The 24,945-nt window shown below is 36.4% G+C and carries 21 protein-coding genes and 1 pseudogene; 4 read left to right on the top strand and 18 right to left on the bottom strand.

Going from position 1 to position 24,945, the window contains the following annotated elements:
* Positions 1-109: 109 nt before the first annotated feature.
* On the top strand, positions 110-1,273 hold the full coding sequence (locus J3U57_RS01510) for an MFS transporter (RefSeq protein ID WP_267343622.1): 1,164 nt from the start codon (positions 110-112) through the stop codon (positions 1,271-1,273).
* Positions 1,274-1,432: 159 nt separating this feature from the next.
* On the opposite strand, the gene citG is transcribed toward J3U57_RS01510, so the two are convergent.
* From citG to J3U57_RS01425, 16 genes and pseudogenes are all read right to left on the bottom strand, one after another.
* Positions 1,433-2,320, bottom strand: a complete 888-nt coding sequence (citG, locus tag J3U57_RS01505) for a triphosphoribosyl-dephospho-CoA synthase CitG (RefSeq protein WP_267343621.1) — start codon at positions 2,318-2,320, stop codon at positions 1,433-1,435.
* Positions 2,321-2,528: 208 nt separating this feature from the next.
* Positions 2,529-5,468, bottom strand: a pseudogene (locus J3U57_RS12730) (DNA translocase FtsK 4TM domain-containing protein); the annotation flags it as partial.
* A 136-nt stretch (positions 5,469-5,604) separates the two neighbouring features.
* Positions 5,605-6,141, bottom strand: coding sequence for a gamma carbonic anhydrase family protein (locus tag J3U57_RS01490; RefSeq protein ID WP_267333701.1), 537 nt, complete (start codon positions 6,139-6,141; stop codon positions 5,605-5,607).
* A gap of 2 nt (positions 6,142-6,143) precedes the next feature.
* Positions 6,144-7,442, bottom strand: coding sequence for a Bcr/CflA family multidrug efflux MFS transporter (locus tag J3U57_RS01485; RefSeq protein WP_416379634.1), 1,299 nt, complete (start codon positions 7,440-7,442; stop codon positions 6,144-6,146).
* A 93-nt stretch (positions 7,443-7,535) separates the two neighbouring features.
* Entirely contained in the window at positions 7,536-8,225 is a 690-nt protein-coding gene (rsuA, locus tag J3U57_RS01480; RefSeq protein WP_267343619.1) for a 16S rRNA pseudouridine(516) synthase RsuA, read from the bottom strand.
* 23 nt (positions 8,226-8,248) lie between these two features.
* Complete coding sequence (locus tag J3U57_RS01475) at positions 8,249-8,998, bottom strand: class I SAM-dependent methyltransferase (protein ID WP_416379633.1); 750 nt, start codon at positions 8,996-8,998, stop codon at positions 8,249-8,251.
* A complete protein-coding gene (prlC, locus tag J3U57_RS01470; RefSeq protein ID WP_267343617.1) occupies positions 8,964-10,991 on the bottom strand; it encodes an oligopeptidase A in 2,028 nt (675 codons plus the stop codon). Before prlC ends, J3U57_RS01475 begins: the two co-directional genes overlap by 35 nt.
* Before the next feature lie 94 nt (positions 10,992-11,085).
* Positions 11,086-11,343, bottom strand: coding sequence for a BolA family protein (locus J3U57_RS01465; RefSeq protein WP_267343616.1), 258 nt, complete (start codon positions 11,341-11,343; stop codon positions 11,086-11,088).
* An 85-nt stretch (positions 11,344-11,428) separates the two neighbouring features.
* Entirely contained in the window at positions 11,429-11,704 is a 276-nt protein-coding gene (locus J3U57_RS01460; RefSeq protein WP_267343615.1) for an STAS domain-containing protein, read from the bottom strand.
* A gap of 3 nt (positions 11,705-11,707) precedes the next feature.
* A complete protein-coding gene (gene mlaC, locus J3U57_RS01455; protein ID WP_267343614.1) occupies positions 11,708-12,352 on the bottom strand; it encodes a phospholipid-binding protein MlaC in 645 nt (214 codons plus the stop codon).
* A 2-nt stretch (positions 12,353-12,354) separates the two neighbouring features.
* Positions 12,355-12,945, bottom strand: a complete 591-nt coding sequence (gene mlaD, locus J3U57_RS01450) for an outer membrane lipid asymmetry maintenance protein MlaD (RefSeq protein WP_267343613.1) — start codon at positions 12,943-12,945, stop codon at positions 12,355-12,357.
* Positions 12,946-12,956: 11 nt separating this feature from the next.
* Complete coding sequence (mlaE, locus tag J3U57_RS01445; protein ID WP_267333693.1) at positions 12,957-13,736, bottom strand: lipid asymmetry maintenance ABC transporter permease subunit MlaE; 780 nt, start codon at positions 13,734-13,736, stop codon at positions 12,957-12,959.
* Positions 13,736-14,551: a phospholipid ABC transporter ATP-binding protein MlaF gene (mlaF, locus tag J3U57_RS01440; RefSeq protein ID WP_267333692.1), complete on the bottom strand. Its 816-nt coding sequence runs from the start codon at positions 14,549-14,551 to the stop codon at positions 13,736-13,738. The genes mlaE and mlaF overlap by 1 nt, the downstream gene beginning before the upstream one ends.
* A gap of 284 nt (positions 14,552-14,835) precedes the next feature.
* Positions 14,836-15,534 carry a methionine ABC transporter permease gene (locus J3U57_RS01435; RefSeq protein ID WP_267333691.1) on the bottom strand — a complete coding sequence of 233 codons (699 nt, stop codon included), beginning with the start codon at positions 15,532-15,534 and terminating at the stop codon, positions 14,836-14,838.
* Positions 15,535-16,578, bottom strand: a complete 1,044-nt coding sequence (locus J3U57_RS01430) for a methionine ABC transporter ATP-binding protein (protein ID WP_267333690.1) — start codon at positions 16,576-16,578, stop codon at positions 15,535-15,537.
* A complete protein-coding gene (locus J3U57_RS01425) occupies positions 16,578-17,729 on the bottom strand; it encodes an amidohydrolase (protein WP_267333689.1) in 1,152 nt (383 codons plus the stop codon). The genes J3U57_RS01430 and J3U57_RS01425 overlap by 1 nt, the downstream gene beginning before the upstream one ends.
* A gap of 179 nt (positions 17,730-17,908) precedes the next feature.
* Here J3U57_RS01425 and J3U57_RS01420 point away from each other — a divergent pair, with 179 nt between their 5' ends.
* Positions 17,909-18,751 carry a MetQ/NlpA family ABC transporter substrate-binding protein gene (locus J3U57_RS01420; protein ID WP_267333688.1) on the top strand — a complete coding sequence of 281 codons (843 nt, stop codon included), beginning with the start codon at positions 17,909-17,911 and terminating at the stop codon, positions 18,749-18,751.
* 42 nt (positions 18,752-18,793) lie between these two features.
* Here the strand turns inward: J3U57_RS01420 and J3U57_RS01415 are convergent, their stop codons facing one another.
* Positions 18,794-19,123: a rhodanese-like domain-containing protein gene (locus J3U57_RS01415; RefSeq protein ID WP_416379593.1), complete on the bottom strand. Its 330-nt coding sequence runs from the start codon at positions 19,121-19,123 to the stop codon at positions 18,794-18,796.
* Positions 19,124-19,246: 123 nt separating this feature from the next.
* Positions 19,247-21,880: an aminopeptidase N gene (gene pepN, locus J3U57_RS01410; protein ID WP_267343612.1), complete on the bottom strand. Its 2,634-nt coding sequence runs from the start codon at positions 21,878-21,880 to the stop codon at positions 19,247-19,249.
* A gap of 158 nt (positions 21,881-22,038) precedes the next feature.
* On the opposite strand from pepN, the gene pncB reads away from it, so the two are divergent.
* Both pncB and asnS read left to right on the top strand, forming a co-directional pair.
* Positions 22,039-23,232, top strand: a complete 1,194-nt coding sequence (gene pncB / locus J3U57_RS01405) for a nicotinate phosphoribosyltransferase (RefSeq protein WP_267343611.1) — start codon at positions 22,039-22,041, stop codon at positions 23,230-23,232.
* A gap of 170 nt (positions 23,233-23,402) precedes the next feature.
* Positions 23,403-24,803: an asparagine--tRNA ligase gene (asnS, locus tag J3U57_RS01400; RefSeq protein WP_416379592.1), complete on the top strand. Its 1,401-nt coding sequence runs from the start codon at positions 23,403-23,405 to the stop codon at positions 24,801-24,803.
* Positions 24,804-24,945 lie beyond the last annotated feature (142 nt).

The following is a 24,945-nucleotide window of genomic DNA, read 5'->3' as shown; positions in this document are numbered from 1 at the left end:
AAGCTAACATAGTTTAAAAATTTAGACAAGATGGATTTGTTTGTTGCTAAATATCTAATTTAGATATATTTTTACATAAAGTAATTATAAGAAATAAAATGTTGTTCCAATGAAAGTGGCAAAAAAAAGATCGTATTTGTTGTTGTGTATTGTGTTTTTTTTCTGGTATGCACAATATATTTATATTCCTTATCAAACCCCTTATTTAACTGCAATCCATATGACGACCAATTTTATTGGTATGGTGGTTAGCGCCTATGGTGTTTCACAGTTATTTTTACGCATACCGGTTGGGTTATTAGCCAATGTTAAAGAAAAGCATAAGATATTTATTGTATTAGGATCATTTTTAGCTGGATTTGCTTCAATTATTCGTCTTATACAGCCTACAGGTTGGGGATTTTTGATTGGTAATATTATTTCAGGATTTGCCAGCGCCATGTGGATATCATTTATGGTGTTGTTTATGGGGTTTTATCCTAAATCGAAAAAAAGTTATGCCACTAGTTTAATTATTATGGTGAATAATCTTGGTATTTTTTTAGCATTTTTATCAAGTACCTTGCTATTTGAATATTTTGGGATGCGATTTATCTGTTTACTTAGTTGTTTAAGCGGATTTATTGCTTTTATCTTAGCTATCAGACTGAAATACCCTGAAAGAATTCATCACAATTTTGAATATCATAATTTGCTTAACGTGTTTTTTGATCGCAAATTACTGTTTTTTTCTTTGTTGGCTTTGATTCAGCAGGGGATACAAATGTCGACAACCATGTCATTTACTAATCAGATATTAAGTGGATTAGGTGCAAGTTCAAGCTTAATTGGTTTATCTTCAATAATTTATATGTTGGCATCAGTCTTGTTTGGTAAAGTGGGGGCAAGTAACTTGGTTAATAAATTAAGTATATCTACTTGGATTATTCTGTCTTTTATGTTGCTGGCGTTATATTGCATTTTGATACCGCAGAGTTCATCACCTTATGCCATTTTATTACTACAAATTATTCCTGGAATGGGTACAGGAATATTATTTTCTTTTTTAACGTTTGAAGCAACATCTACTATTCCAGCTTATGCGCGATCGGCAGCGATGGGATTATTTCAAGCGATTTACGCATTAGGTATGACATTGTTTCCTGTTATTGTTGGATACGTAAGTTTACGATATTCAATGCGTATCGCTTATTTAATTTTAGCGATTATGGCTATCTTGGGGGCTGTTGTGTATGGGATTTATCATTTAAAAATAAATAAAAAACAGGATTGATGTTTTTTGTTACAGCCTTGATATATATGAATTTAAACAAAAGAGGTGAATGTTATCAGTTAAAGTAATATAACACCTGCTTGCATAGGGTTGAGTTAACCAAAGCCCATCAATGGTATTGATGTGATGAATCCATCTGATTATTGTTGTACAGATGAATTAGTACTGTGATAAGAACCAAGTAATGGCGATAAGATCAGCTGAGCCACCGGGACTTAAATTACGTTTTATCAACTCGTTATCAAGCTGATTTAATTTTTGTTGGCCATGAGTATGAATCACACCACCGTGTAAAATCAGTTTTTTAGCTTGTTGTTGGACAAAGGCTAATCCATCAAGTCCCCCTCTTGCAACCAAATTGGTATCTTGGTTAAATGCGAGCAGATATAATAAGGTTTGTAATAAGCAAGTTTCCTCATCGTAACCACTTTGCTGCATATTTTTTAAAATAGGTAATGAAATGTTTTTAACTGTTGCGTAACCTGACTCCGCTTCACCCCGTGCCCCAGGAAGATTATGCAGTTTATACAGCTTTTCGCCAATTGAATGAGATCGATTATGTTGTTTTAATTCCTTATTGACGATACCTTGGCATATTATTGATACTTGCTCGCAAATTGTTTGCATTTGACATGCTAAGCCGAGTTGTTCAAGCTTGCCTATAGCGCCAAGTAATAAACCGAAAGCAAATATACCACCTTTATGGGTATTAATTTGATTAGTTGCATTAAACATGGCTTGTTCACATTGCATGCCTAAGGGTCTAATACCGTCTAAAAAAACAGTGGGGTCTTGATGAGCCGATTGTTTACCATATTGATAAAACTGTTCAAACCAAGTTGAAATAGCTGAAATGCTTTGGATAAATGTTTGAAAATCCATATCACGGTGTGCGCCATTATTGTTCATATCAACTAGCCCAGGCTTAGGCGATAAGCAAATTTCCTTAATTAATGCCTTAATAGCTAGTTGCGCAGGTAAACTAAAGTTTTTAGGGTTGATGAGTTGCGATTCTAATAATGTCACTTGCTGTGAATATTTACTCATTATTGTCTAATACCTATCATACGGTTACTGTATTTTGGTTGTATTAACGAGATGCTTAGGGTGTGCTAAGTTGATCTCGTTTAATGTATTTTAAGTCTATTATCTAAAGCTCTGTAATAGGTGTTAACCATTTATACTCAAATCGGCGGATTGCACTCCTATTTCATCCACCTAATTATTTAGCAACTAGATGGATTTATTATCACGACTAAAAATCACCATGTGAATGTGGAACAATCACTTCTCGAGTACCATTATGACTTGGTGCACTAATAATACCTTCAATCTCCATTTGTTCAACTATCCGCGCTGCTCGGTTATAACCAATTCTAAATTTTCGTTGTACACTAGAGATAGAAGCCCTACGCGTTTCAACCACGAACTCTACAACTTGATCAAATAGCGGATCGAGATCTTCATCAATGTTGTCAGCATGACTGCTATCATTATCATCGGTTGATACCGTCACATTTTCAATATATTTTGGTTTGCCGCGAGCTTTCCAGTCTTGCACAACTGCATGAACTTCTTCATCACGTACAAAAGCGCCATGTACACGAATAGGAATCGAACTATTCGGCGCTAAATACAGCATGTCCCCCATGCCAAGTAGTGATTCGGCGCCCATTTGATCTAAAATAGTACGTGAATCAATTTTACTTGATACAGTAAAAGCAATACGGGTTGGAATATTGGCTTTAATCAATCCTGTGATAACATCAACCGATGGGCGCTGGGTGGCTAACACAAGGTGAATGCCCGCAGCTCTCGCTTTTTGAGCTAGGCGCGCAATTAATTCTTCCACTTTTTTACCAACAGCCATAATTAAATCGGCAAATTCATCGACCATAACCACAATGTAAGGCAATTTTTCCAATGTTGGCATGTTAAGATCCATGCTATCGGTAGGTTTCCACAGTGGATCAGGAATAGGTCTACCCATCTCTTGTGCTTGTTTTATTTTTTCATTATAGCCGGCAATGTTGCGGACACCTAAAGCTGACATTAATCGGTAACGTCTTTCCATTTCGTTTACACACCAATTAAGTGCGTTCGCCGCATCTTTCATGTCGGTAACCACTTGCGTTAATAAGTGCGGTATACCTTCATAGATAGAGAGTTCAAGCATTTTAGGGTCGATCATAATAAACCTGACATCTTCAGGTTGTGATTTGTATAAGATGCTTAAAATCATCGCATTAACCCCCACAGATTTACCAGAACCTGTGGTGCCTGCGACTAATAAATGGGGCATTTTAGCTAAATCTGCAACAACCGATTGCCCTGAAATATCTTTTCCTAATACGATAGTCAATGGTGATTGTGCATTGCGAAATTGTGGGCTGTCTAATACTTCTCTAAAGTAGACGGTCTGCCGGTTTTTATTAGGTAACTCGATACCGACATAAGGTTTACCCGGAATAACTTCAACAACTCGCACTGAAGGCATTGATAGTGAACGAGCAAGATCGCGATCGAGTGTTGAAATTCGCGCAGCTTTAATACCGGGAGCTAGTTCAATTTCAAAGCGGGTGATCACAGGTCCTGGCATATAATCAACAACTTTGGCTTTAACACGATAGTCGGCTAAACTTTTTTCAATCAGTTCAGACATTGCATTTAATGCAGCATGATCGACTTCAATTCGCGTTGTCGGCGGTGCAGTTAATAAATCCAATGACGGTAGTGGCGTTGTTGGTTTTGGTAGTGGTTTATCATCACGTCTTAATAATGGGTGAATTAAGCTATCGTTTTCATCATCAATGGTAATTGGGGTATTGTGACTTTGTTCAACCTCTGTATCGTCTAGATAGATGTCATCTATGACAGGATTTTCATTTTTTAACGATTCAAGATCGACATCTTCGGGGATGTGCCTTTCAATCTCGGGTGTAGGATGTTCAATCTGAGTTTCGGGTTCTTGATGTGTTACTTGCTCAACGTCTTGAGTCGATGATTCTGGCTCGTTCGATATAAATTGGTTTGAATCGATTGTATTGTTCGCTAAGGTAGATTCGTTATTATTTAACGTAAATAACGGTTTGCTAGGCGCATCTGAAATGGTGTATTTATTTTCATCAAAAGGCTGCACTTTTTCTGAGTCTGTTGTTGTTTGATTTGCTGTTGCTTGTGGATCATTGGCTAAATTTGATTGTGGCAACGTAGCATTAGTTTGATCTTGTGAGAGCGCTAACTTTCGTTCATTCATATTTTTTATAATCACTTCCATACGCGCTAAAATATCGTTTGGATCCAGATCTTTTTTAGGCTCATCATTAACTGGTGTGCTAGATAAATCAGGTTGATTGTTAGTCGTTTGCTCAAGCGACTGTAACAATTGCTCTGCTGTTTGGATTAATGCTTCATCATCCTTATTGAGTGTTATAGGATTGTTTTGTTCAAGCTGATTAGTGGCATCTACATGATTAATCACTTTTTCTTCATTGGCTGTTATAGATAAAGGTTGCTCTGTATCTAAATTGACTTTATTGCTCTCTAATGGAATAACAACAGGCTGCTCTTTTGTTTGCGTTGTTAGTGCAATGTCTTTATCCCGCTGTTTGGTAACAGTGTGAGTGCTTGCACTGGCTTTATGTGATGAAAATAACCAGGTAATCGGCGTTAAAAGCAGCATGACTAACGCCCCAAGTTTTTCCATCAGTAGTAACCATGATAATCCGGTTAATAGGGTTATACAGGCAAGGCTAACAATGAGTAATATAATCGATGCGGTAAAGCCATTCATTATAGGTAATAGGCTTTCGATAACAATTGAACCTAGGTATCCCCCAGCTTGAAATTGTTCTGCATCACGAATATTTAAGGTAAAAAAACCAGTACTGCTAAAGATAAACGCTAAAATACCAATGATTCTGAATGATATACTAAAATAGTTAATAGGCGCATTAGCATGACGATAAAAATAGCTCACTAATTGCAAACTAAAAAATAGTGCAAAAAAAGGAACACTGTAAGCAATAAAGCCTAAAAATTGGAATAGTATATCCGATGCATATGCACCAATATAGCCGCAATAATTGCTGATAGGGGTATGCCAAGCAGTACGTGACCAGCCGGGATCTGATGCATTGTAAGAAAATAGTGATAAAAATAAGCAGGCAGATAACGCTATTATTATTAATAAAATGAATTGGCTAAATATCTGTCTTCTGGTTGTTTTTGGCTTTTTCAAGTACGTACCTAAAAACGATTGCAATTAAAATTGGTGGCATTTTATCATAAATTACTTTTGCTCACAGAGTGAATAAAATATAAAACGTAATTTATTGTGACTGTGAGCGATTAATTGCCATTAGATTTTTATTAAACCTTTGTCCATTTTTGACATAATTTTGGGCATTTTTAATATTTGCTGCAATTTCGGCTTCGGTAAGTTGCCGAATTATTTTCGCTGGTGATCCCATAATTAAGCAGCCTTCTTGATAAGGTAAACTATGAGTAACTAAAGAATTAGCACCAACCAGACAGTTTTTAGCAATTTTGGCATGATTTAAAATCGTACTTCCCATTCCGATTAAGACATTATCTTCAATTGTGCAGCTATGAAGAATCACATTATGGCCAATTGTAACATTTTCACCAACAATACACGGTATGTTAGTCTCGATATGCACAGTACAATTATCTTGAATGTTGCTGTTTTTGCCAATATGAATACTTGCAATATCACCTCGTAATACCGCGTTAAACCAGATGGATACCCCTTGCTCAAGCGTCACATTACCAATAATATCAGCCGATTTGGCAATAAAACAATCTGGGTGAATTTGTGGGCATAAATCATCTAATTGATAAATCATGGTTATTTCCTTTTAATATTTTTGACACTCAAAAATAAGCCAACCGCAAGAAAATTGCACAACACCATAGAACCAACCATTAACCACTCTGTGGTATTATCATTAATTGGTGTTACCGTTTTATGAATCGAGACTAGCATTGATAATGATATACCAATTGCTCCTGCTATGGCGAATCGAATGGTACCAGCAAGTGACGATGCTGTACCGGCAATATGCGGATAGAAGTCTAATACCACAGCCATACTATTACCACCAACTGTTGACATGCATCCAATGTAACCTGCAATACACACGACTAAATAGATAAATCCAAAATTAAATAATGTTCCAATCAAAAGTCCTATCGCCATGATAAATTGGATTAACAGCCCTAATTGCATCATTTTGATAGAACCAACAAGTTTAACAAAGCGGCTATTTAAGGTATTCATCATTACCATTACCACAATATTAAGTGCAAAATAGTAACCAAAATTGGTGGATGCAACGCCATGTAAGTTCATGTAAACAAAAGGCCCTAAACTTAAAAATGAAAATAATCCAGCACCAGCAAAAGCGCCTATTAGCATATAAGTTAAGGCTTGGCGATGTCGAAATAGTGTAATGAAATTACTTAATATTCGAATGATACTAAATTTATCACGCTTAGCTTTGGCAAGTGTTTCTGGAATATAACTTACCACCAGACCAAAGCAAATGATCGCCATTAGGCAAATGGTATAAAAGTTTGCTTGCCAATTGAACCAATATAAAATAAAACCACCAATGATTGGCGCTAATAATGGTGCTACGTTAGAGATTAACATCACAAAAGACATCATTTTTGAAAACTCATCACGGTCACGATAAATATCTTTCATTAAAGCATTAATCACTATTGTGGTTGCAGCAGCTGCAATCCCATGGAAAAAACGTGCAGTTATCAATTGATTAATATTGCCAGCAATAGCACAACCAAAGGCGGCAAAAACAAAAATAATCAGACCAATAATAAGAATATTTCGCCGGCCATAACTGTCTGTAAGTGGTCCAAATAAGAGTTGGCCAAAGGAAAATCCTAATAAATAGCAGCTAATGGTCAGTTGAACGGTTGCATCTGCTACATTAAAGTCCTGAGCAATTGTAGGCATACTGGGTAAGTACATATCGATGGATAAAGGCATTAACATAGATAGCAATCCAAGGATAAAGATCAGTGCTTTTTTAGAAATTTTAAATTCTACTTGAGTATTTGTGTTTTGCACGTTTGGGTTCCTATAAAGTTCTTCAACTAAAAGCGCATGATGATGTAGCAACATAATCGATAATACCGTTAATTATGACTTAACGGTATTTATTGACTTTAAGAGACAATCATTTATTCACTTTTATTGTTACGATAAAATTTGAAGCTAACTAAAAGAGTTGATTTCTTCTTCAGTAAGTGGACGGTATTCGCCCTCAGGAATATCTAGCATAATGTTGCCAATTTGTTTTCGATGTAACTGAACAACATGATTATTAACTGCGGCAAACATACGTTTAACTTGATGGTATCGACCTTCACTAATGGTTAACTCTGCGTGATATGGATCAATAATATTTAGTTTAGCCGGCTTTGTGAGTGACTTCTCACTTTTTAGTTGAATGCCTTTGGCAAATATATCGATGAGTTCGATACTTAGGGGGTGTTCAACTGTGACTTGATAGACTTTTTCACAATGATGTTTAGGTGAAGTAATACGATGTGACCATTTACCATCGTCTGTTAATAGTACTAAACCTGTTGTATCAAGATCTAATCTGCCGGCTGCGTGCAACTTTTCAGCCATTGGTTCGTCGATAAAATATAGAATTGTTGGATGATCGGGATCATCGGTTGAGCAAACATAACCTTGTGGTTTATTAAGCATAAAATAACGATGTTCGGTGACTGGCACAATTTCGACGCCATCGTACTCAACCACTTGTGCCGGTGATATTTGGTAGGCGCCTGATTTTATTATTTCGCCATCAACAGTCACTTTTTGTGCTCTAAGTTCTTTATTCACGATTGTTCTGCTTATACCTAAGTGATGAGCTAGAAATTTATCTAATCGCATAATCTGAGTAATCTTCCTCTGTTTTAAAAAGGTGTATAAATATCAAAACGGTGATTTTTAGTTTTAATTTCGGCTGTTGGTTTTTGCTCGGCTAAAAATGGCGCATAATCAGGTCGTTTAACGACTACGCGTTTTTTAGCTAATCGTCTAGCTGGCTCAAGTAAACTATCTGAATCTAAGTCACTACCCACTAACTGTTGAAAAATGCGCATCTCTTTTTTGACTAGTGCACTTTTTTGTCGATGTGGAAACATTGGATCGAGATACACCACATCGGGTTTTTCGTGCAATGACAATAGACCTGTTTGGCTTGAATTATAAAACATGTTTAACCGTTGCGGTAACCAATTGCCTATTATTGGATCTTGGTAACCTCGCTGTAAACCATCAGCTAATAATGCAGCCACAACGGGATGCCTTTCAAACATTGTGACATGACAACCGATTGCTGCTAATACGAATGCATCACGACCGAGTCCAGCTGTTGCGTCCACAACTGTTGGTAAATACTCACCTTTTACACCTACTGCTTTGGCAATGGCTTCACCACGCCCACCGCCAAATTGGCGGCGATGCGCCATTGCCCCTGATACAAAATCGACTTTTATCGCACCAAGTTTTGGCTCATCAGTTTTTTGTAATACGAGTTGATGGTTATCTGTTACTAATGCAAAGGGAATAGTTGGGTTTAAGGTTAACCACTGCTCAGCTAATAATTTTAGCTGAGCTAGGTTGGCGTTAGTGGATACCATAGTGACGAAGCAGAGCCTCAAGTTGGGGTTCACGTCCACGGAAATTTTTAAATAATGTCATGGGTTCATCACTGCCACCTTGCGACAAAATATTATCCAAAAAGGCATTACCCGTTTTAGCATTGAAAATGCCTTCTTCTTCGAAGCGTGAAAAGGCATCGGCTGATAACACTTCGGCCCATAAATAACTGTAATAACCAGCGGCATATCCGCCTGCAAAAATATGACTAAAAGCGTGAGGGAATCGTCCCCATTCAACTGTTGGTACGACAGCAACTTGTTTTCTAACCTCTGCCAGAGTGGTTAAGATATCAGGGTTTTTCTGGCTATGAAGTTTAAAATCAAATAAGCCAAACTCTAATTGACGTAAAATAAATAGAGCGGCTTGATAGTTTTTCGCATCGAGCATTTTTTCTAGCATTTCTGGTGGTAAAGGCTCACCGGTTTGATAGTGTCCTGAAATGAAGGCTAATGCTTCAGGTTGCCAGCACCAGTTTTCTAAAAATTGACTCGGTAATTCAACCGCATCCCAAGCTACGCCATTAATACCTGCAACTGATGATACATCAATTTCGGTTAACATATGATGCAAGCCATGACCAAACTCATGGAATAGGGTGGTTACTTCGTCATGCGTAAATAACGCGGGTTTATCACCAATTGGTCGATTAAAGTTACAAGTTAAATAAGCAACGGGTTTTTGTATGTGACCATCGGCAAAACGCATGCGGCCGATACAATCATCCATCCATGCACCACCACGTTTATGTTCACGAGCATACAAATCAAGATAAAAACTGCCTTTTAGCTCGCCACTAGTATTATATAAATCATAAAATTTGACATCAGGGTGCCATACTTCAACACCTTGTCGTTCTTTAGCGGTAATACCAAAAATACGATGGACAACTTCAAATAAGCCATTTATCACTCGTTGTTCAGGAAAATAAGGTCGGAGTTCTTCGTTATTAATGGTATAAAGGTATTGTTTTTGTTTTTCACTGTAATAGGCAATATCCCACGGTTTGATATCGCTGGCACCAAAAAATTCATAGGCATAGCGTTTCAACTCCGCTAATTCTTTTTCACCTTGTGGTTTGGCTTTATTAGCTAAATCAGTCAAGAACTCAGTAACTTGATGGATTGATTGCGCCATTTTAGTGGCTAAAGATTTGTCAGCATAAGTATCAAAGCCAAGTAATTTAGCGAGTTCATCTCTTAACGTTAAAATTTGCTCGATGATTTGTGTATTATCCCATTTACCCGCGTTCGGACCTTGATCTGAAGCCCGGGTATTATAAGCTTGATAGAGCTCAAAACGTAACTCACGGTTATCACAATAAGTCATAACAGGTTGGTAACTTGGAATATCTAAAGTAATTAGCCAGCCTTCTTGTCCTTTTGATTTGGCTTGTTCTTTTGCTGCAGCAAGCGCACTTTCAGGCATACCAGACAACTGTTTTTCATCTGTTATCAGTTTTGTCCAGCCCATCGTTGCATCCAATACATTGTTGCTATATTGTGATGATAATTCTGATAATTTGGCCACAATTTCACCATAACGTTTTTGTTTATCATCAGGCAAGCCTATTCCTGACAATTCAAAATCACGTAACGCGTTATCAATTACTTTTTTTTGTGCTTTGCAAAGCTTATTGTAATTGTCGCTTTGTTTAAGTTGTTTGTAAGCTTGATAGAGAGGTTTATGTTGTCCAACCCATGTGCTGTATTCTGATAATAATGGTAAACATGCTTCATAAGCTTTACGTAATTCAGGGCTATTTTTTACAGAATTAAGGTGGCTGACTGGTGACCAAACTCGCCCAAATTTTTCATCCATTTCATCAATAGGTTGAATTAAGTTGTCCCAAGTATATTCACTATTTTGTTTTAGCACTGTTTCAATTGTGTTGCGACAATTGTTTAAAGCTTGCTTTACAGCAGGTAGAACGTGCTCAGGCTTGATTTGAGAAAATAGCGGTAATGGAGCATTGGTTAATAATGGGTTGGTCATGTTTCGATACCTTTCTACAAAGATTTTATCTAATGAGTGAACATTATGTGCGGGTAAAAAAACGCAAGTCAAGTATTTTGTGTTAAGGAATAGTTTATAATCCCATTAATTTGCGTTCACGCTGCCATTCAGTTGGTGTATAGGTTTTGATAGATAATGCGTGGATACGATTGTCATTAATGAATTCGGCTAAAGGTGCATAAATCAATTGCTGTTTTTTGACTCGGCTCAAATCTGCAAATAGTTCACTGACTGCAATAACCTGAAAATGACTACCATCTTCAGTCATAACATATACATTGTCAAGGTTAAGGGAACTATTTAATTTGTCTATAATTTGTTGTTTGTCCATGATTGTAACTCAGTATGAATATTCTAACTTTATATTAAGTTGTTTAAACTAATATTTATGTTTGGTAATAACACAACAATATGAATTAAGCCATAATAACTGGCTGTAAGTCATACAGTGCAATTAGAGTTTGTAATTGCGGATTAATGCCCATTAATTTGGTTTGATATTTAGTACAAAAATAAACTAATGTTGCTAGTCCAGAAGAGTCAACTCGAGTTAACTGAGCAACATCAATAGTTGTAACGCCATTTAAAATACTATGCTGAGTTGACCATATTTCATTAAGGGAGTGAGCATCTAGCTCACCCTTTAAATATAAGACATTGTGTTGTTTGTCTGCTTTAATTCGCGACATCATAGGCTAGCCTTTTGGTTTAGCGTTAGGATCAATATTACGATTTGAAAGATCAGTTAATTGTTTGGTTAATGCATCAATACCATCTTGACGTAATATAGTCGACCACTCATTTTGTTTAGTGGTAATCATACTTACACCTTCAGCAATTAAGTCGTATGCCTTCCATTCCCCTGTGACAGTGTTTTTACGCCATTGAAAATCAATACGTAATGGTTGCTGGCTTTTATCGGGTTGGATTAATAATACACGAATTGAAACTAAGCTTTTACCTGTTAGGTCTTTTGCAGCTTCAACTTGATAAGTTTGACCGTTATACATCGATAGTGCTTGGGCAAAAGCTTGAACTAAATAGTTTTCAAATGCATTGAAATAAGCGGTACGTTGCGCCTCAGAAGCACTCTTGTAGTAATTACCTAAAATTAATGCACCAGCATATTTAACTTGCACATAAGGTAATAAATCAGTTCTAACTATTTCCTTCAATTTATTAGGATTGGTCTTGATTGTAGCTGATTGAGATTTAATGGTATTAAAAATCTTATCGGCTGCAACTTGCATATCTTTGTATGGATCATTATCAGCAAGTGCAAACGTGCTGAATGCTAAAGCGAATACGAAAAAAATTGCTTGTTTAAATCTGATTAACATAATTACTCCTTACTTTCATTGGTATCTGGTGTAGTTTGTTTTTTATTTTTATCTGATGAACCGCCAATACTATAAAGGAATTTACCGATTAAATCCTCTAAAACCAGTGCTGGTTGGGTATTATTAATGACAAATCCTTCTTGGAAAAATGGTGGTGTTTTGTCTTGTTCTGTAGTTGTGTTGCTTTTGCCGACAGCTTCCGATGCATCTAGATCATGTTCAAGGTTTTGGTCCAGTCCAAAATTGATATCAATAAACTGTTCGCCTAATAAACCAGAGGTTTTAATCGATAATGCGCTTGAGCTAGGAATTTTATCATATTGTGCATCAATATCTATTGCGACATAAGGTTTATACACATCAATTTCAGATGATTGTAATGTGATGTTATTGACCCGACCAATCACAACTCCACCTATTTTGATTGGTGAACGTGCTTTTAATCCACCAATATTTTCAAATACAGCATAAACACGATAAGTATTATGACTGCTAAATGATGTGGGGTCAGTCACTCTAAAGCATAAAAATAGTACTGAAAGAATAACCAGCACCATAAATAATCCAACGGTAATTTCGACTTTACGACTCATGTTTAATGACCTCAATGACTAAACATTAATGCGGTTAGGATAAAATCTAACCCCAAAATAACTAATGATGAATAGACAACGGTGTTTGTTGTTGCCCGACTAATTCCTTCAGATGTTGGTACACAATCGTAACCATTAAATAGTGCAATCCAAGTACTGGCGATTGCAAAGGCGAAGCTTTTAATAAAACAATTGCCTAAATCATGCCACCAATCAACATTACTTTGAATGGAGGACCAAAAAAAGCCAGCGTCAATTCCTTTCCAGTCTACGCCAACTAAAACACCACCCAAAATGCCAACAGTGACAAAAATAGCCGTTAAAAAAGGCATACTAAAAAAACCCGCCCAAAAGCGTGGTGCAATGATTCGTCGTAGCGGGTCGATTGCCATCATTTCCATGCTTGATAACTGTTCTGTTGCTTTCATAAGACCTATTTCTGCTGTTAAGGCAGAACCCGCACGTCCAGCAAATAATAAGCCTGCAACGACTGGACCTAATTCTCTGAGTAGAGCAAGCGCAACCATCATTCCTAAACTTGCTTCAGCACCAAAGGTGGTTAAAATAAAGTAGCCTTGAAGAGCAAGTACCATACCAATAAACAGACCTGATACGATAATAATAGTCAGTGATTGTACACCGACAAAATAAAATTGTTTGATAAGTAAGGGGAATTGTTTACCAAATTGCGGTTGGCCAATCAGTGCGCCAAATAGCATCATTCCCGAACGCCCAACCATTGCAATGGTATTAATGGTTGCTTGTCCCAGTTTTGCCAGTAAATTCAACATTATTTTATACCTCTGCTTAGGTCTAATTTGTAATCATCAGCAGGATAATGAAATGGAACCGGACCATCAGCCAGTCCTTCCAGAAATTGTTTTACACGCAAATCATCATTGTCACGTAACTGCTGAGCAGTGCCACCTGCAATAATGTGTTGTTCTGCAACGATATAAGCATAATCAGCAATACTTAATACTTCATTCACATCGTGACTAACAACAATACAGGTTAATCCCAGTGATTGATTAATCTCAGCAATAAGTTTAACTATAACGCCCATAGATATGGGGTCTTGCCCTGCAAATGGCTCGTCAAACATAATAAGATCTGGATCAAGTGCTATCGCTCTGGCTAAAGCTGCTCGCCGTGCCATACCGCCAGATAATTCTGAAGGCATCATCTGCGCTGCACCGCGTAAACCAACGGACTGTAATTTCATTAACACTAAATTGTGCAATATGGGCTCTGGTAGATTAAGGTGCTCACGAAGAGGATAAGCCACATTATCAAAGACTGATAAATCAGTAAATAGTGCACCAGATTGGAATAACATACTCATGCGTTTACGGACTTCATATAGTCTTGAACGGGACATGCTGGGTATGTCTTCACCATCAAATAAAATTTTTCCCGCTTGAGGTTTGAGTTGACCACCAATTAGGCGAAGCAGTGTTGTTTTACCTATTCCAGATGGCCCCATAATGGCAGTTACTTTGCCTTTAGGCACATTTAAATTCATATTTTTGTAAATCGGCCGGCTACCTCGATAGAAAGACATATCGTGTATTTCGACCAAATTTTGTTGTAATGTGTTCGTCACATTGATTTCCTACACTACCATAATGAAAGTTGAGCTTATTTTACTTGATATTTGCGAATAATGAAATCTATTAAATAGATTAACCAATTATTGACGAATTTTAGTAGATAAGAATAACTAATTAAATTTTAATAGAAAAGTTTACAATAATTTAGTGGTTTATAGACAGGTAATTATTAAAATTCAATAGAGTAAACATTTTGTCAATAATTATAAATGAGGGCCGTAACCCTCATCTTTTTTTTGATTCTAAAGTCATTACTTGTGATGATTGGTTACTTTAGTTATTCATGCCTTGCTTTTCGTGCTAAATAATTACCAAGACTTTGTACGAGTTGCACAGTGATAATTAATATCACAACTGTAATAATGACAACGGTTGTATCAAAACGTTGATAACCATAGGATATGGCTAAATCTCCAATCCCGCCAGCCCCAACTGCACCAGCCATAGCCGTTGCGCTAATTAAGCCTATTGTTGCTGTCGTCAGGGTTAAAATTAAAGAGCTAAAAGCTTCGGGCAACATAAAGTGCCAAATAATTTGTAATGGTGTTGCTCCCATAGACTCAGCGGCTTCTATAATGCCACTATTGACTTCTAGCAGTGAATTTTCGACTAATCGTGCAATATAAGGCGCGACGTATACTGTTAGAGGTACAATTGCTGCTGCTGTGCCGATCGAACTGCCTACAATGAGTTTAGTGAAAGGTAAGATCGCTACTAATAAAATAATAAACGGTAAAGAGCGTAGCAGATTAATTATTGGGTTGATGATCCGATATACTTTACGACTTTCTAATAATCCTGATGGTCGTGTGGTGACTAAACAGATACCTAGAGGAATCCCCAGTAACGAACCTAGTACCAAAGCAAAAAACACCATTATTAAGGTTTCGTAAGACGCTTGAATAAATTGTTCAGCGGTTAGTGTAGTGGCAAAACAAGAACTTAAGTAATTGATAATATTATTTAAGGTTTCCATTTAATTCCTCTCCCATTGTTTAATCTCGGTGACTTGTACACCACACTGACGTAGATATAGTACTGATTCTTCAATATCATTGTTGTTGCCTTTTAATTGAACAAACATACTGCCGAGTACTGTTTTTTCAATTTCTGACATATGGGCAAACAAGATGTTGACGACTACTTTTTGTTTTAATATCAGCGAATTGATGACAGGCTCTGAGGCTGATCTTCCTAAAAATTCGAGTTTGAATAATTGGATATTATCTTTATCACCTTCTATTTCAATTAAGTTTTCAACAACACCAGTTGGGATCTGGTCATTAATCACAGAACTGACAAAGTTTTGAGTAGTATGATGCTTTGGATGACCAAATACGTCCAGTACATTACCATGCTCAATAATTTGGCCTTTTTCCATTACCGCGACTTTATGACAAATTTGCTCAATCACATGCATTTCATGAGTAATAAGTACTACAGTGATCTTATATTTTTCATTGATTTTTTTGATTAAATCTAAAATTGATTGTGTTGTTTGTGGATCAAGCGCTGAAGTCGCTTCATCACAAAGTAAAATATCAGGGTCATTCGCCAATGCACGGGCAATACCAATGCGCTGTTTTTGTCCACCAGAAAGTTCCTTAGGGTAGCTATTGGCTTTATCACTTAATCCCACAAATTCTAATAGCTCATAAACTTTTTGTTTTATTGTTTGCTTATCTTTTTTGATTAAAATTAATGGAATAGCGATATTTTCAAATACAGTTTTAGATTCCAGTAAATTAAAATGCTGAAAAATCATGCCAATTTTTTGTCTTACATGACGTAAGTCAGCATTTGATAATTGATTTAGTTGTTGATCTTGGACAATAACATTTCCTGTTGTGGGTTTTTCAAGAAAGTTAATTAAGCGAACTAAGGTACTTTTTCCCGCTCCACTATAGCCAATAATGCCATAGATATCACCTTTATCAATGGTTAAATTAATATTGTGCAGCGCCTGAGTGGTGATGCCGTTTCGCTCATATTGCTTAGAGACATTTTCAAATTTAATCATTATTTAATACCTGTTAATTGGTGTTCTATTTCAATTAATGCTTGCTTAGCAAGTATATATAAATAATTTACAGCTGGCATTATCATGTCTATGTTGATTTCAAATTTTGGATGATGAAGCGCATAAGGGCTTTGTGAACCGAGATTAATAAAAGCCCCCGGTACTTGATGTAGATAGTGGGCAAAATCTTCGCCACCTAGTTGCGGTTTAAAATCGATTACTTCATAACCCATTTGCTTAGCGATTGACTGGGCAAATGCAACCCATTTGCCATCGTTAATGACAGAAGGTGGACCATCAAACCATCTTAATTCGGCTTTTGCGCCCATGGCAATCGCGATGTTTTCAATAATACTTTGTAGTTGTTGTTTTACTTTTGCCCTCACTTGTGGCGTTAAAGTTCGCACAGTGCCTTCCATTTCTACTGTTTCGGGGATGACATTCCAAGTGTTACCACCTTGAAATTTTGTGATGCTAACAATAACTGCATCAAGTCCACTTATTGTTCGGCTAGAGATTGTTTGGATGGCACTAACAATTTGTGCCCCTATCACAATGGGATCGATTCCCGATTCTGGTCTTGCTGCATGGGCTCCGACCCCTTTTATTGTGATTTCAATGCGATCAACATTGGCCGAAAAAGGGCCAGCACGTGATGCCATCTGATTGATAGTTAAATTGGGGTTATTATGGAGCCCCAATATTGCATCAACCCCTTTCAATGCACCAATATCTATAAATTGTAATGCGCCGCTAAAGTTTTCTTCTGCGGGTTGAAATAATAAGCGAATCGTACCTTTTAAGTCTTGTTCGTGTTGTTTAAGCAAGTAAGCTGCACCCATTAGAATCGACGTATGTACATCATGGCCACAAGCATGCATGACATCGGGCGTTTGAGATTTATAATTGCAGGCTGTTTGTTCATTAATGGGTAATGCATCAATATCTGCACGTAATGCGAGCACTGGTGAGCCTGAGCCTATTTCTGCTATGACGCCTGTTTTTGCACCAAGCTCTAAAATTCGAATATGTGCCTTTTGTAAATAATACCTAATTGTTTTGGTCGTTTCATACTCTTGATTAGAAAGCTCAGGATGTTGATGTAATTTTCTAAAAAGCTGATGAATACTGTCTGCAATTGATTCACTCATGGTATATCCAACAAATAATTATAGATAGTATTAACGTAGCATAGCTTAATTTAGCAACCTAATAATCGTTTTTTATATCTTATTCCAAAAAGTTATAAGATAGAATAACTTGGAATAAATGAACTATTTTTTCTATGCTAGAGTAGGGTTAAGTTTATAGCTTATTGGGGATAGTTAATATGAAGCATCGTTTTACAAAATTGCATAAAAATATTTTGGTTTTATCGATATTAAGTTTTCTATTTTTACTAACAGCTTGTGATAATTCTTCAAAGCAAGCCAATAATCAAACTAAAAAAGAGATTAGTATGGGAGTATCACCCGGGCCTTATAATGAATTATTTAAAGACGCGGTGAAACCCATACTTGAGTCTGAAGGTTATAAGGTGAAATTAGTGAGCTTTCCACATTTACTTGAGTCAGATGTCGCTTTAAGTGAGGGCAGTATTGATTTGACCGTGGCACAGCACACCGCTTATATGAATGTGTTTAATACTCAGCGTAAGGCCAACTTGAAACCCGTTGTACATGTACCATCTGTACCCGCTGCGATATTTTCAAATAAATATAATTCGTTACAGCAAGTGTTTAAAGGCGCGAAAGTTGCTATTCCACAAGATGCATCTAATGCTGCCCGTTCGTATAATTTGCTTGAAAAAGCCGGTTGGATAAAGTTAAAACCGAATACCAATCCTATTATTGTAAGTAAAAATGATATCGAGCAAAATATTGCCGGCATTACTATTATTGAGATGGATTCGGCTAATATTCCTCGCGTGATGAATGATTTAGATTTTGCCGTTATTCCTGGTAGCATTGTTTACTCAGCGAATATTGATCCGAATAAAGCATTACTGTTAGAAACGATAATTCCAGATTTAGAAATTATGGTGGTCGTTAATGCGGGCAATGAAAATAGTCAATGGGCCCAAGATGTGAAACGTATTTATCAATCTCAACAGTTTAAAGATTATATGCAAGCGCACAACCAAAATGGTTATTGGGTGATGCCACAAGAGTAGTTTAATCGCTTATTTTAACAAGCTCAGTTTGTTACGAGCTTGTTAATATCTTGGCATGTTTTTGTCAACCATTAATGCCCAAGCATCTATACCTCCAGTCAAATTATAGAGATAATCAGTATCGAAGCCATTTTCAGCCAAATAATTTGCGACATTTAAACTTCTTACGCCATGATGACAATAAATTACAATATCAATTTCATCGGGGATTTTATCTAAATAAAGCGGGATCAGATTCATTGGAATGTGCATTGCATCCTCAATTTTGCAGAAATTGACTTCGCTAGGTTCGCGCACGTCAAGTAAAACCAGTTTGTGTTGTTGTTTTAGTTTTTGAGCAAGCTCAATAGCGGTGATGGATTTTATAGGTATCATATTAAAAACTCTAAAAAAATGTTGTGAACAAGTTTAAGCTAAATACTTTTTTTGAAAAAAACAGCGCTAATTATTACAAGTTATCATCCTATTAATGATTAATAGGATGATAATGATCATTTAAGCGGCTAATGCTTTACTGATTTTTTCATAGAGATCTTTAGATAGATGTTCTATTTTTAGTAATGCATTAAGCGCTTGTCGCATTTGCTCTTGTCGTTTTTCATCATAACGTTTTAAACGAATAAGTGGATCGATTAAACGAGCTGCAACTTGAGGATTTTTCTGATTTAATTCTGTCAAAATTTCGACTAAAAATTGATAACCACTGCCATCTTGTGCATGGAAGGCGACAGGATTGTTATTGACAAATGCACCGATTAAAGAGCGAATGCGATTTGGGTTAGTTAGCGAAAATGAACGGTGATTTAATAGTTTTTTCACCGTTGCTAGTACTTGCTTATCAGGGCTTGTGGCATTTAAAGCTAACCACTTATCCATCACGAGTCCATCTTGATGCCATTTATTATCAAAATCGATTAGTAGATCTTTTTGGCAATTAAGTTGAGCTTTAACAGCCGTTGTTAATGCAGCAAATGCATCAGTCATGTTATCTGCATGATAATATTGCTGGCTAACTAGATGTGTTACTTGTGACTTATCATCAGCGTAAGCAAGTAGTGTTAAACACGCATTTTTTAATGAGCGTTTTGCAATATCAGCATGAATAATTTGATATTGTGTTGTTTTATTATGTTGATAAACCGCCTGTAATTCATCATAAAGTTCATTTGCAAAACAGGTTAATAGAAAGTGGCGCACTTGATAAATGGCCATTGGATCAACAACAGCAAAAAGATTAGCTATTTCATTTTCTGAAGGTAAAGTTAATATTTGGGCGATAAGAGCAGGATCGGTTGATTCTGATAATAACACTGCTCTAAAAGCATCTAACACTGTTTGCGGTAAGGTTAGATCCTTTTTATGTTGGTAATTATCAACATTACTACGTATATATTTTGCTAAAAGCATCTGTGCGGCATCGTAGCGACTAAATGCATTGGTTGCATGTTGCATTAAGAAAATGAGTTCATCATCTTGATAATGATATGTTAATTTAACCGGCGCTGAAAAATCACGTAACAATGAAATAATCGGTTTTTCATCTATATGATCAAAAACAAATTGCTGTTTAGTCTGGGTAAGATTTAATACATGGTTAATCGATTTACCTTGTGATTGCAACGCAATGACATCACCATTGCGTCGATACAGTTCAATATCAACTGGGATATGTAACGCTTGTTTTTGCTGTTGATCTTGGGTTGCAGGTGTATGTTGCTCAATCGTTAAAGTATAGCGTTGACTTGTTTTATCATAACTATCAGTAACGATGAGCTCAGGGGTACCTGATTGACTATACCATAATTTAAATTGGGTTAAATCAATGCCTGAGGCATCTTGCATGGCTGCAACAAAATCATCGCAGGTAGCCGCACTGCCATCGTGACGTTTGAAATAGAGCTTCATGCCTGCTTGGAATTTTTCTTCGCCTAATAGTGTATGCATCATACGAATAACTTCTGCCCCTTTTTCATAAACGGTAACAGTATAGAAATTATTCATTTCAATAACTTGTTCAGGACGAATAGGGTGAGACATAGGGCTTGCATCTTCAGCAAATTGTACTGTGCGCATAATTTTAACATCATTGATTCGCTTAACCGCTCTTGATCCCATATCAGAACTAAATTCTTGATCACGAAAAACTGTTAAACCTTCTTTCAAACTGAGTTGAAACCAATCCCGACAGGTAACACGGTTGCCTGTCCAATTATGAAAATATTCGTGACCAATAACGCCTTCAATTCCTAAGTAATCATCATCAGTGGCTGTTTCGGGTTTAGCTAGTACATATTTTGAATTGAAAATATTAAGCCCTTTGTTTTCCATTGCGCCCATGTTGAAAAAATCGACGGCAACAATCATAAAAATATCTAAGTCATATTCTAAGCCAAAACGGGTTTCGTCCCAGCGCATCGCATTTTTTAAGCTGGTCATGGCCCATTTTGCACGATCTAAATTACCTTTATCGACATAAATTTCTAGTTCAACGTTACGTTTTGATTGGGTGATAAAATGATCTTTTAAAATATCAAAATCACCTGCAACTAAGGCAAATAGATAAGCCGGTTTTGGAAACGGGTCTTGCCACTGTACCCAATGACGATCGTTGTCAAGTTCACCTTGAGCAATGCGATTACCATTAGAAAGTAAATAAGGATATTGTTTTTTATTGGCCGTAATTCGAGTTGAAAATCTGGCTAACACATCGGGTCTATCTAAATAGTAAGTAATGTGGCGAAATCCTTCAGCTTCACATTGTGTACAAAGTGCATCCCCTGAAACATATAGTCCTTCAAGCGCGGTATTATCAATTGGTCTGATTTCGTTAACAATGGTTAAAGTAAATTCAGATGGAACATTTTTAATGATTAATCCTGTTGTTGTGATTTGATAATCAGTCCAAGGTTGTTCATCAATATTTACTGAAACCAATTTAAGTTCTTCACCGTCTAAAATTAAATTGTCAGCGTGAAGATTTTTTTTGATAACATGACTACGGGCGATAACTGTGGTTATTTCTGCCGCTAAATCAAAATCAAGGTCGATGTCAGTAATTGTAAAGTCGGGTGTTTTATAATCTAAGCGATGTTTAGCTGTAGGTTGTAATTCAAGTGTTTGGCTATTCATTGTTATTAAGACCTTTTCGTATTTGCTTAATTTGTTAGCTGTATTGTTTTTATTATAGCTGATTAAAAATAATCTGACTTAGATAATTAAGCTATATCTTCATTATTATTCTGCTATAATCTTGAGAATTTGATTTAAATTATTAACAATAAGTTCACATGTTACCAGCTATAATTACATCAATTTTAGATACGGATGCTTATAAGTTGCATATGCAGCAAGCCGTTTTTCATCGTTACCCTGATGTTACTGTTGTTGCCGAGTTCCGTTGTCGAAGTGATGATTTATTAGGAAAATATGCTGATGAAATTAGGCATCAAGTTAAATTAATGGAATCGTTAGCACTTTCTGATGATGAGTTTACTTATTTGTCGGGCATCTCTTTTTTTAAAACTGATTATTTAAATTGGCTTAGAAATTGGCGTTTTGATAGCCATTTATTGACGATAAGTAATGAAGATGGGGTGTTAGTCATTCGCATTGAAGGAAAATGGTTAGATGTTATTTTGTGGGAAGTGCCGTTATTAGCTGTAATTAGTGAAATAGTACATAAAGATCGCTCACCAAATATTGGAGTACCGGAAGCATTAAACCGACTCAAGCAAAAATTGGCAAAGTTTGCAGATCAAACAGCCAATATTGATATGTCCGGTTTTAATTTAATGGATTTTGGTACCCGTCGGCGTTATTCCTTTGCTGTACAAGAAGCTGTTGTGAGTTATCTAAAATCACACTTTGATAACTTTCATAGTACTAGTAATTATTTATTGGCTTATCGTTTAGGATTAACACCGGTTGGTACTCAGGCTCATGAATGGTTTCAAGCACATCAACGCTTAAGTTCAAACTTACAAGATTGCCAAAAAACGGCTTTGCAAGTGTGGTTAGACGAATACCCACAAGATTTAGGTGTTGCGTTAACCGATTGCATTACAATGGATGCCTTTTTACGGGATTTTGATTATTATTTTGCCTCTCATTATCAAGGACTTCGTCATGATTCTGGCGATCCCATCGAATGGGGCGAAAAAGCAATCAGCCATTATCAAGCACTAGGCATTGATCCTAAAACGAAACTATTAGTCTTTTCTGATAGTTTAAATTTTGATAAAGCGCTCAATATTTATAAACACTTTAATCATCGAGTACAACTATCGTTTGGTGTAGGTGGTTTTTTAGCGTGTGATATTCCATCAGACGATGTAAATACTAAAGCGTTAAATATTGTCTTAAAATTAACCGAATGTAATAACCAATCGGTTGCTAAGTTATCTGATAGTCCAGGTAAAACGATATCGCAAGATTTAGCTTTTATCGATGAGTTAAAGCGTACATTTAGTGTCAAACATTAATAGTAATTAATGCTTTAAATGTTATTAATATGACAAAATCAACATGAGTATTAAGGATGATATTTGCTTAATATTGCTTGATTACACGATGGCTGTAATTTCAAGGTAAATCATCCTGAGATACTTAAATATTATTTGATAAACTACTATAGAGATGGATAATTAAAATGATTTCAGTTGCACCTATTGTTGATGTGTTACAAGGCAAGATAGCTGTTGGAAGCACTATTTCAGTTCAAGGTTGGGTTAGGACCCGACGTGATTCAAAAGCTGGTATTTCGTTCCTAGCTGTATATGATGGTTCATGTTTTGACCCAATCCAAGCGGTAATTGAAAAAGATCTACCGAATTATGAACAAGATATTTTACGTTTAACTGCGGGCTGCTCAGTCAAAGTCACAGGTACTGTTGTTGAATCTCCAGGACAAGGTCAGCAATATGAATTGCAAGCAACACAAGTTGAAATTTATGGCTTTGTTGATGATCCAGAAACTTATCCTATGGCGGCTAAACGTCACTCAATTGAGTATTTACGTGAAGTTGCTCACTTAAGAGCTAGAACCAATATTGTTGGAGCGATTACACGCGTTCGTCATACACTTGCTCAAGCTATTCATCAGTTTTTTGATGAGCGAGGTTTTTTTTGGCTTTCTACACCAATCATTACCGCATCAGATACTGAAGGTGCGGGCGAAATGTTTCGAGTTTCGACACTGGATCTGTTAAATCTACCAAAAACTGACAAAGGTAACATTGATTTTGATAAAGATTTTTTTGGTAAAGAGGCTTTCTTAACGGTTTCAGGGCAGCTCAATGCTGAAACTTATGCTTGTGCCTTGTCTAAAGTTTACACTTTTGGTCCTACTTTTAGAGCAGAAAATTCAAATACAACCCGTCATTTAGCTGAGTTTTGGATGATGGAGCCAGAAGTTGCTTTTGCAGATCTTGATGATAACGCCAAACTTGCCGAAGATATGTTGAAGTATGTTTTTAAAACCGTACTTGAAAAACGTGCCGATGATATGAAATTTTTTGCCCAGCATATCGATAAAGATGCGATTAATCGTTTAGAAAGCTTTATCAACGCAGATTTTGCACAAGTTGACTATACTGATGCCATTACTATTTTACAAAATTGTGATGCTAAATTCGAAAATCCAGTAAGCTGGGGAATTGATTTAGCTTCTGAGCATGAACGCTATTTAGCTGAACAACACTTTAAAGCACCTGTGGTAGTTAAAAATTATCCAAAAGATATTAAAGCGTTTTATATGCGTATGAATGATGATGGTAAGACTGTTGCCGCTATGGACGTATTAGCACCTGGTATTGGTGAAATTATTGGTGGTTCACAACGTGAAGAACGCTTAGATATGTTAGATAAACGTATGGATGAAATGGGACTTAAAAAAGAAGATTATTGGTGGTATCGTGATTTGCGCCGCTATGGTACTGTGCCTCACTCAGGATTCGGTCTCGGTTTTGAGCGCTTAATTGTATATGTTACTGGTGTACAAAATGTGCGTGATGTTATTCCTTTTCCAAGAACACCACGCAATGCAAATTTTTAATATGATTAAATTGTAAACCATTCGCTTACTAGGTTTATTATAAAAACGATTTGTATAGATTTTATTGAAATAATGATTAAAAAATAATCAAACAGGTGTAATTTTAAGGTTAGACATCTTATTTACTAAAAAGTTCTCTTGA

This window comes from Gilliamella sp. B3464 (assembly GCF_026536145.1).
Lineage (GTDB): Bacteria > Pseudomonadota > Gammaproteobacteria > Enterobacterales > Orbaceae > Gilliamella.
The sequence above is the reverse complement of the archived record's forward strand: the minus strand, read 5'-3'. Positions and strand labels throughout refer to the sequence as shown.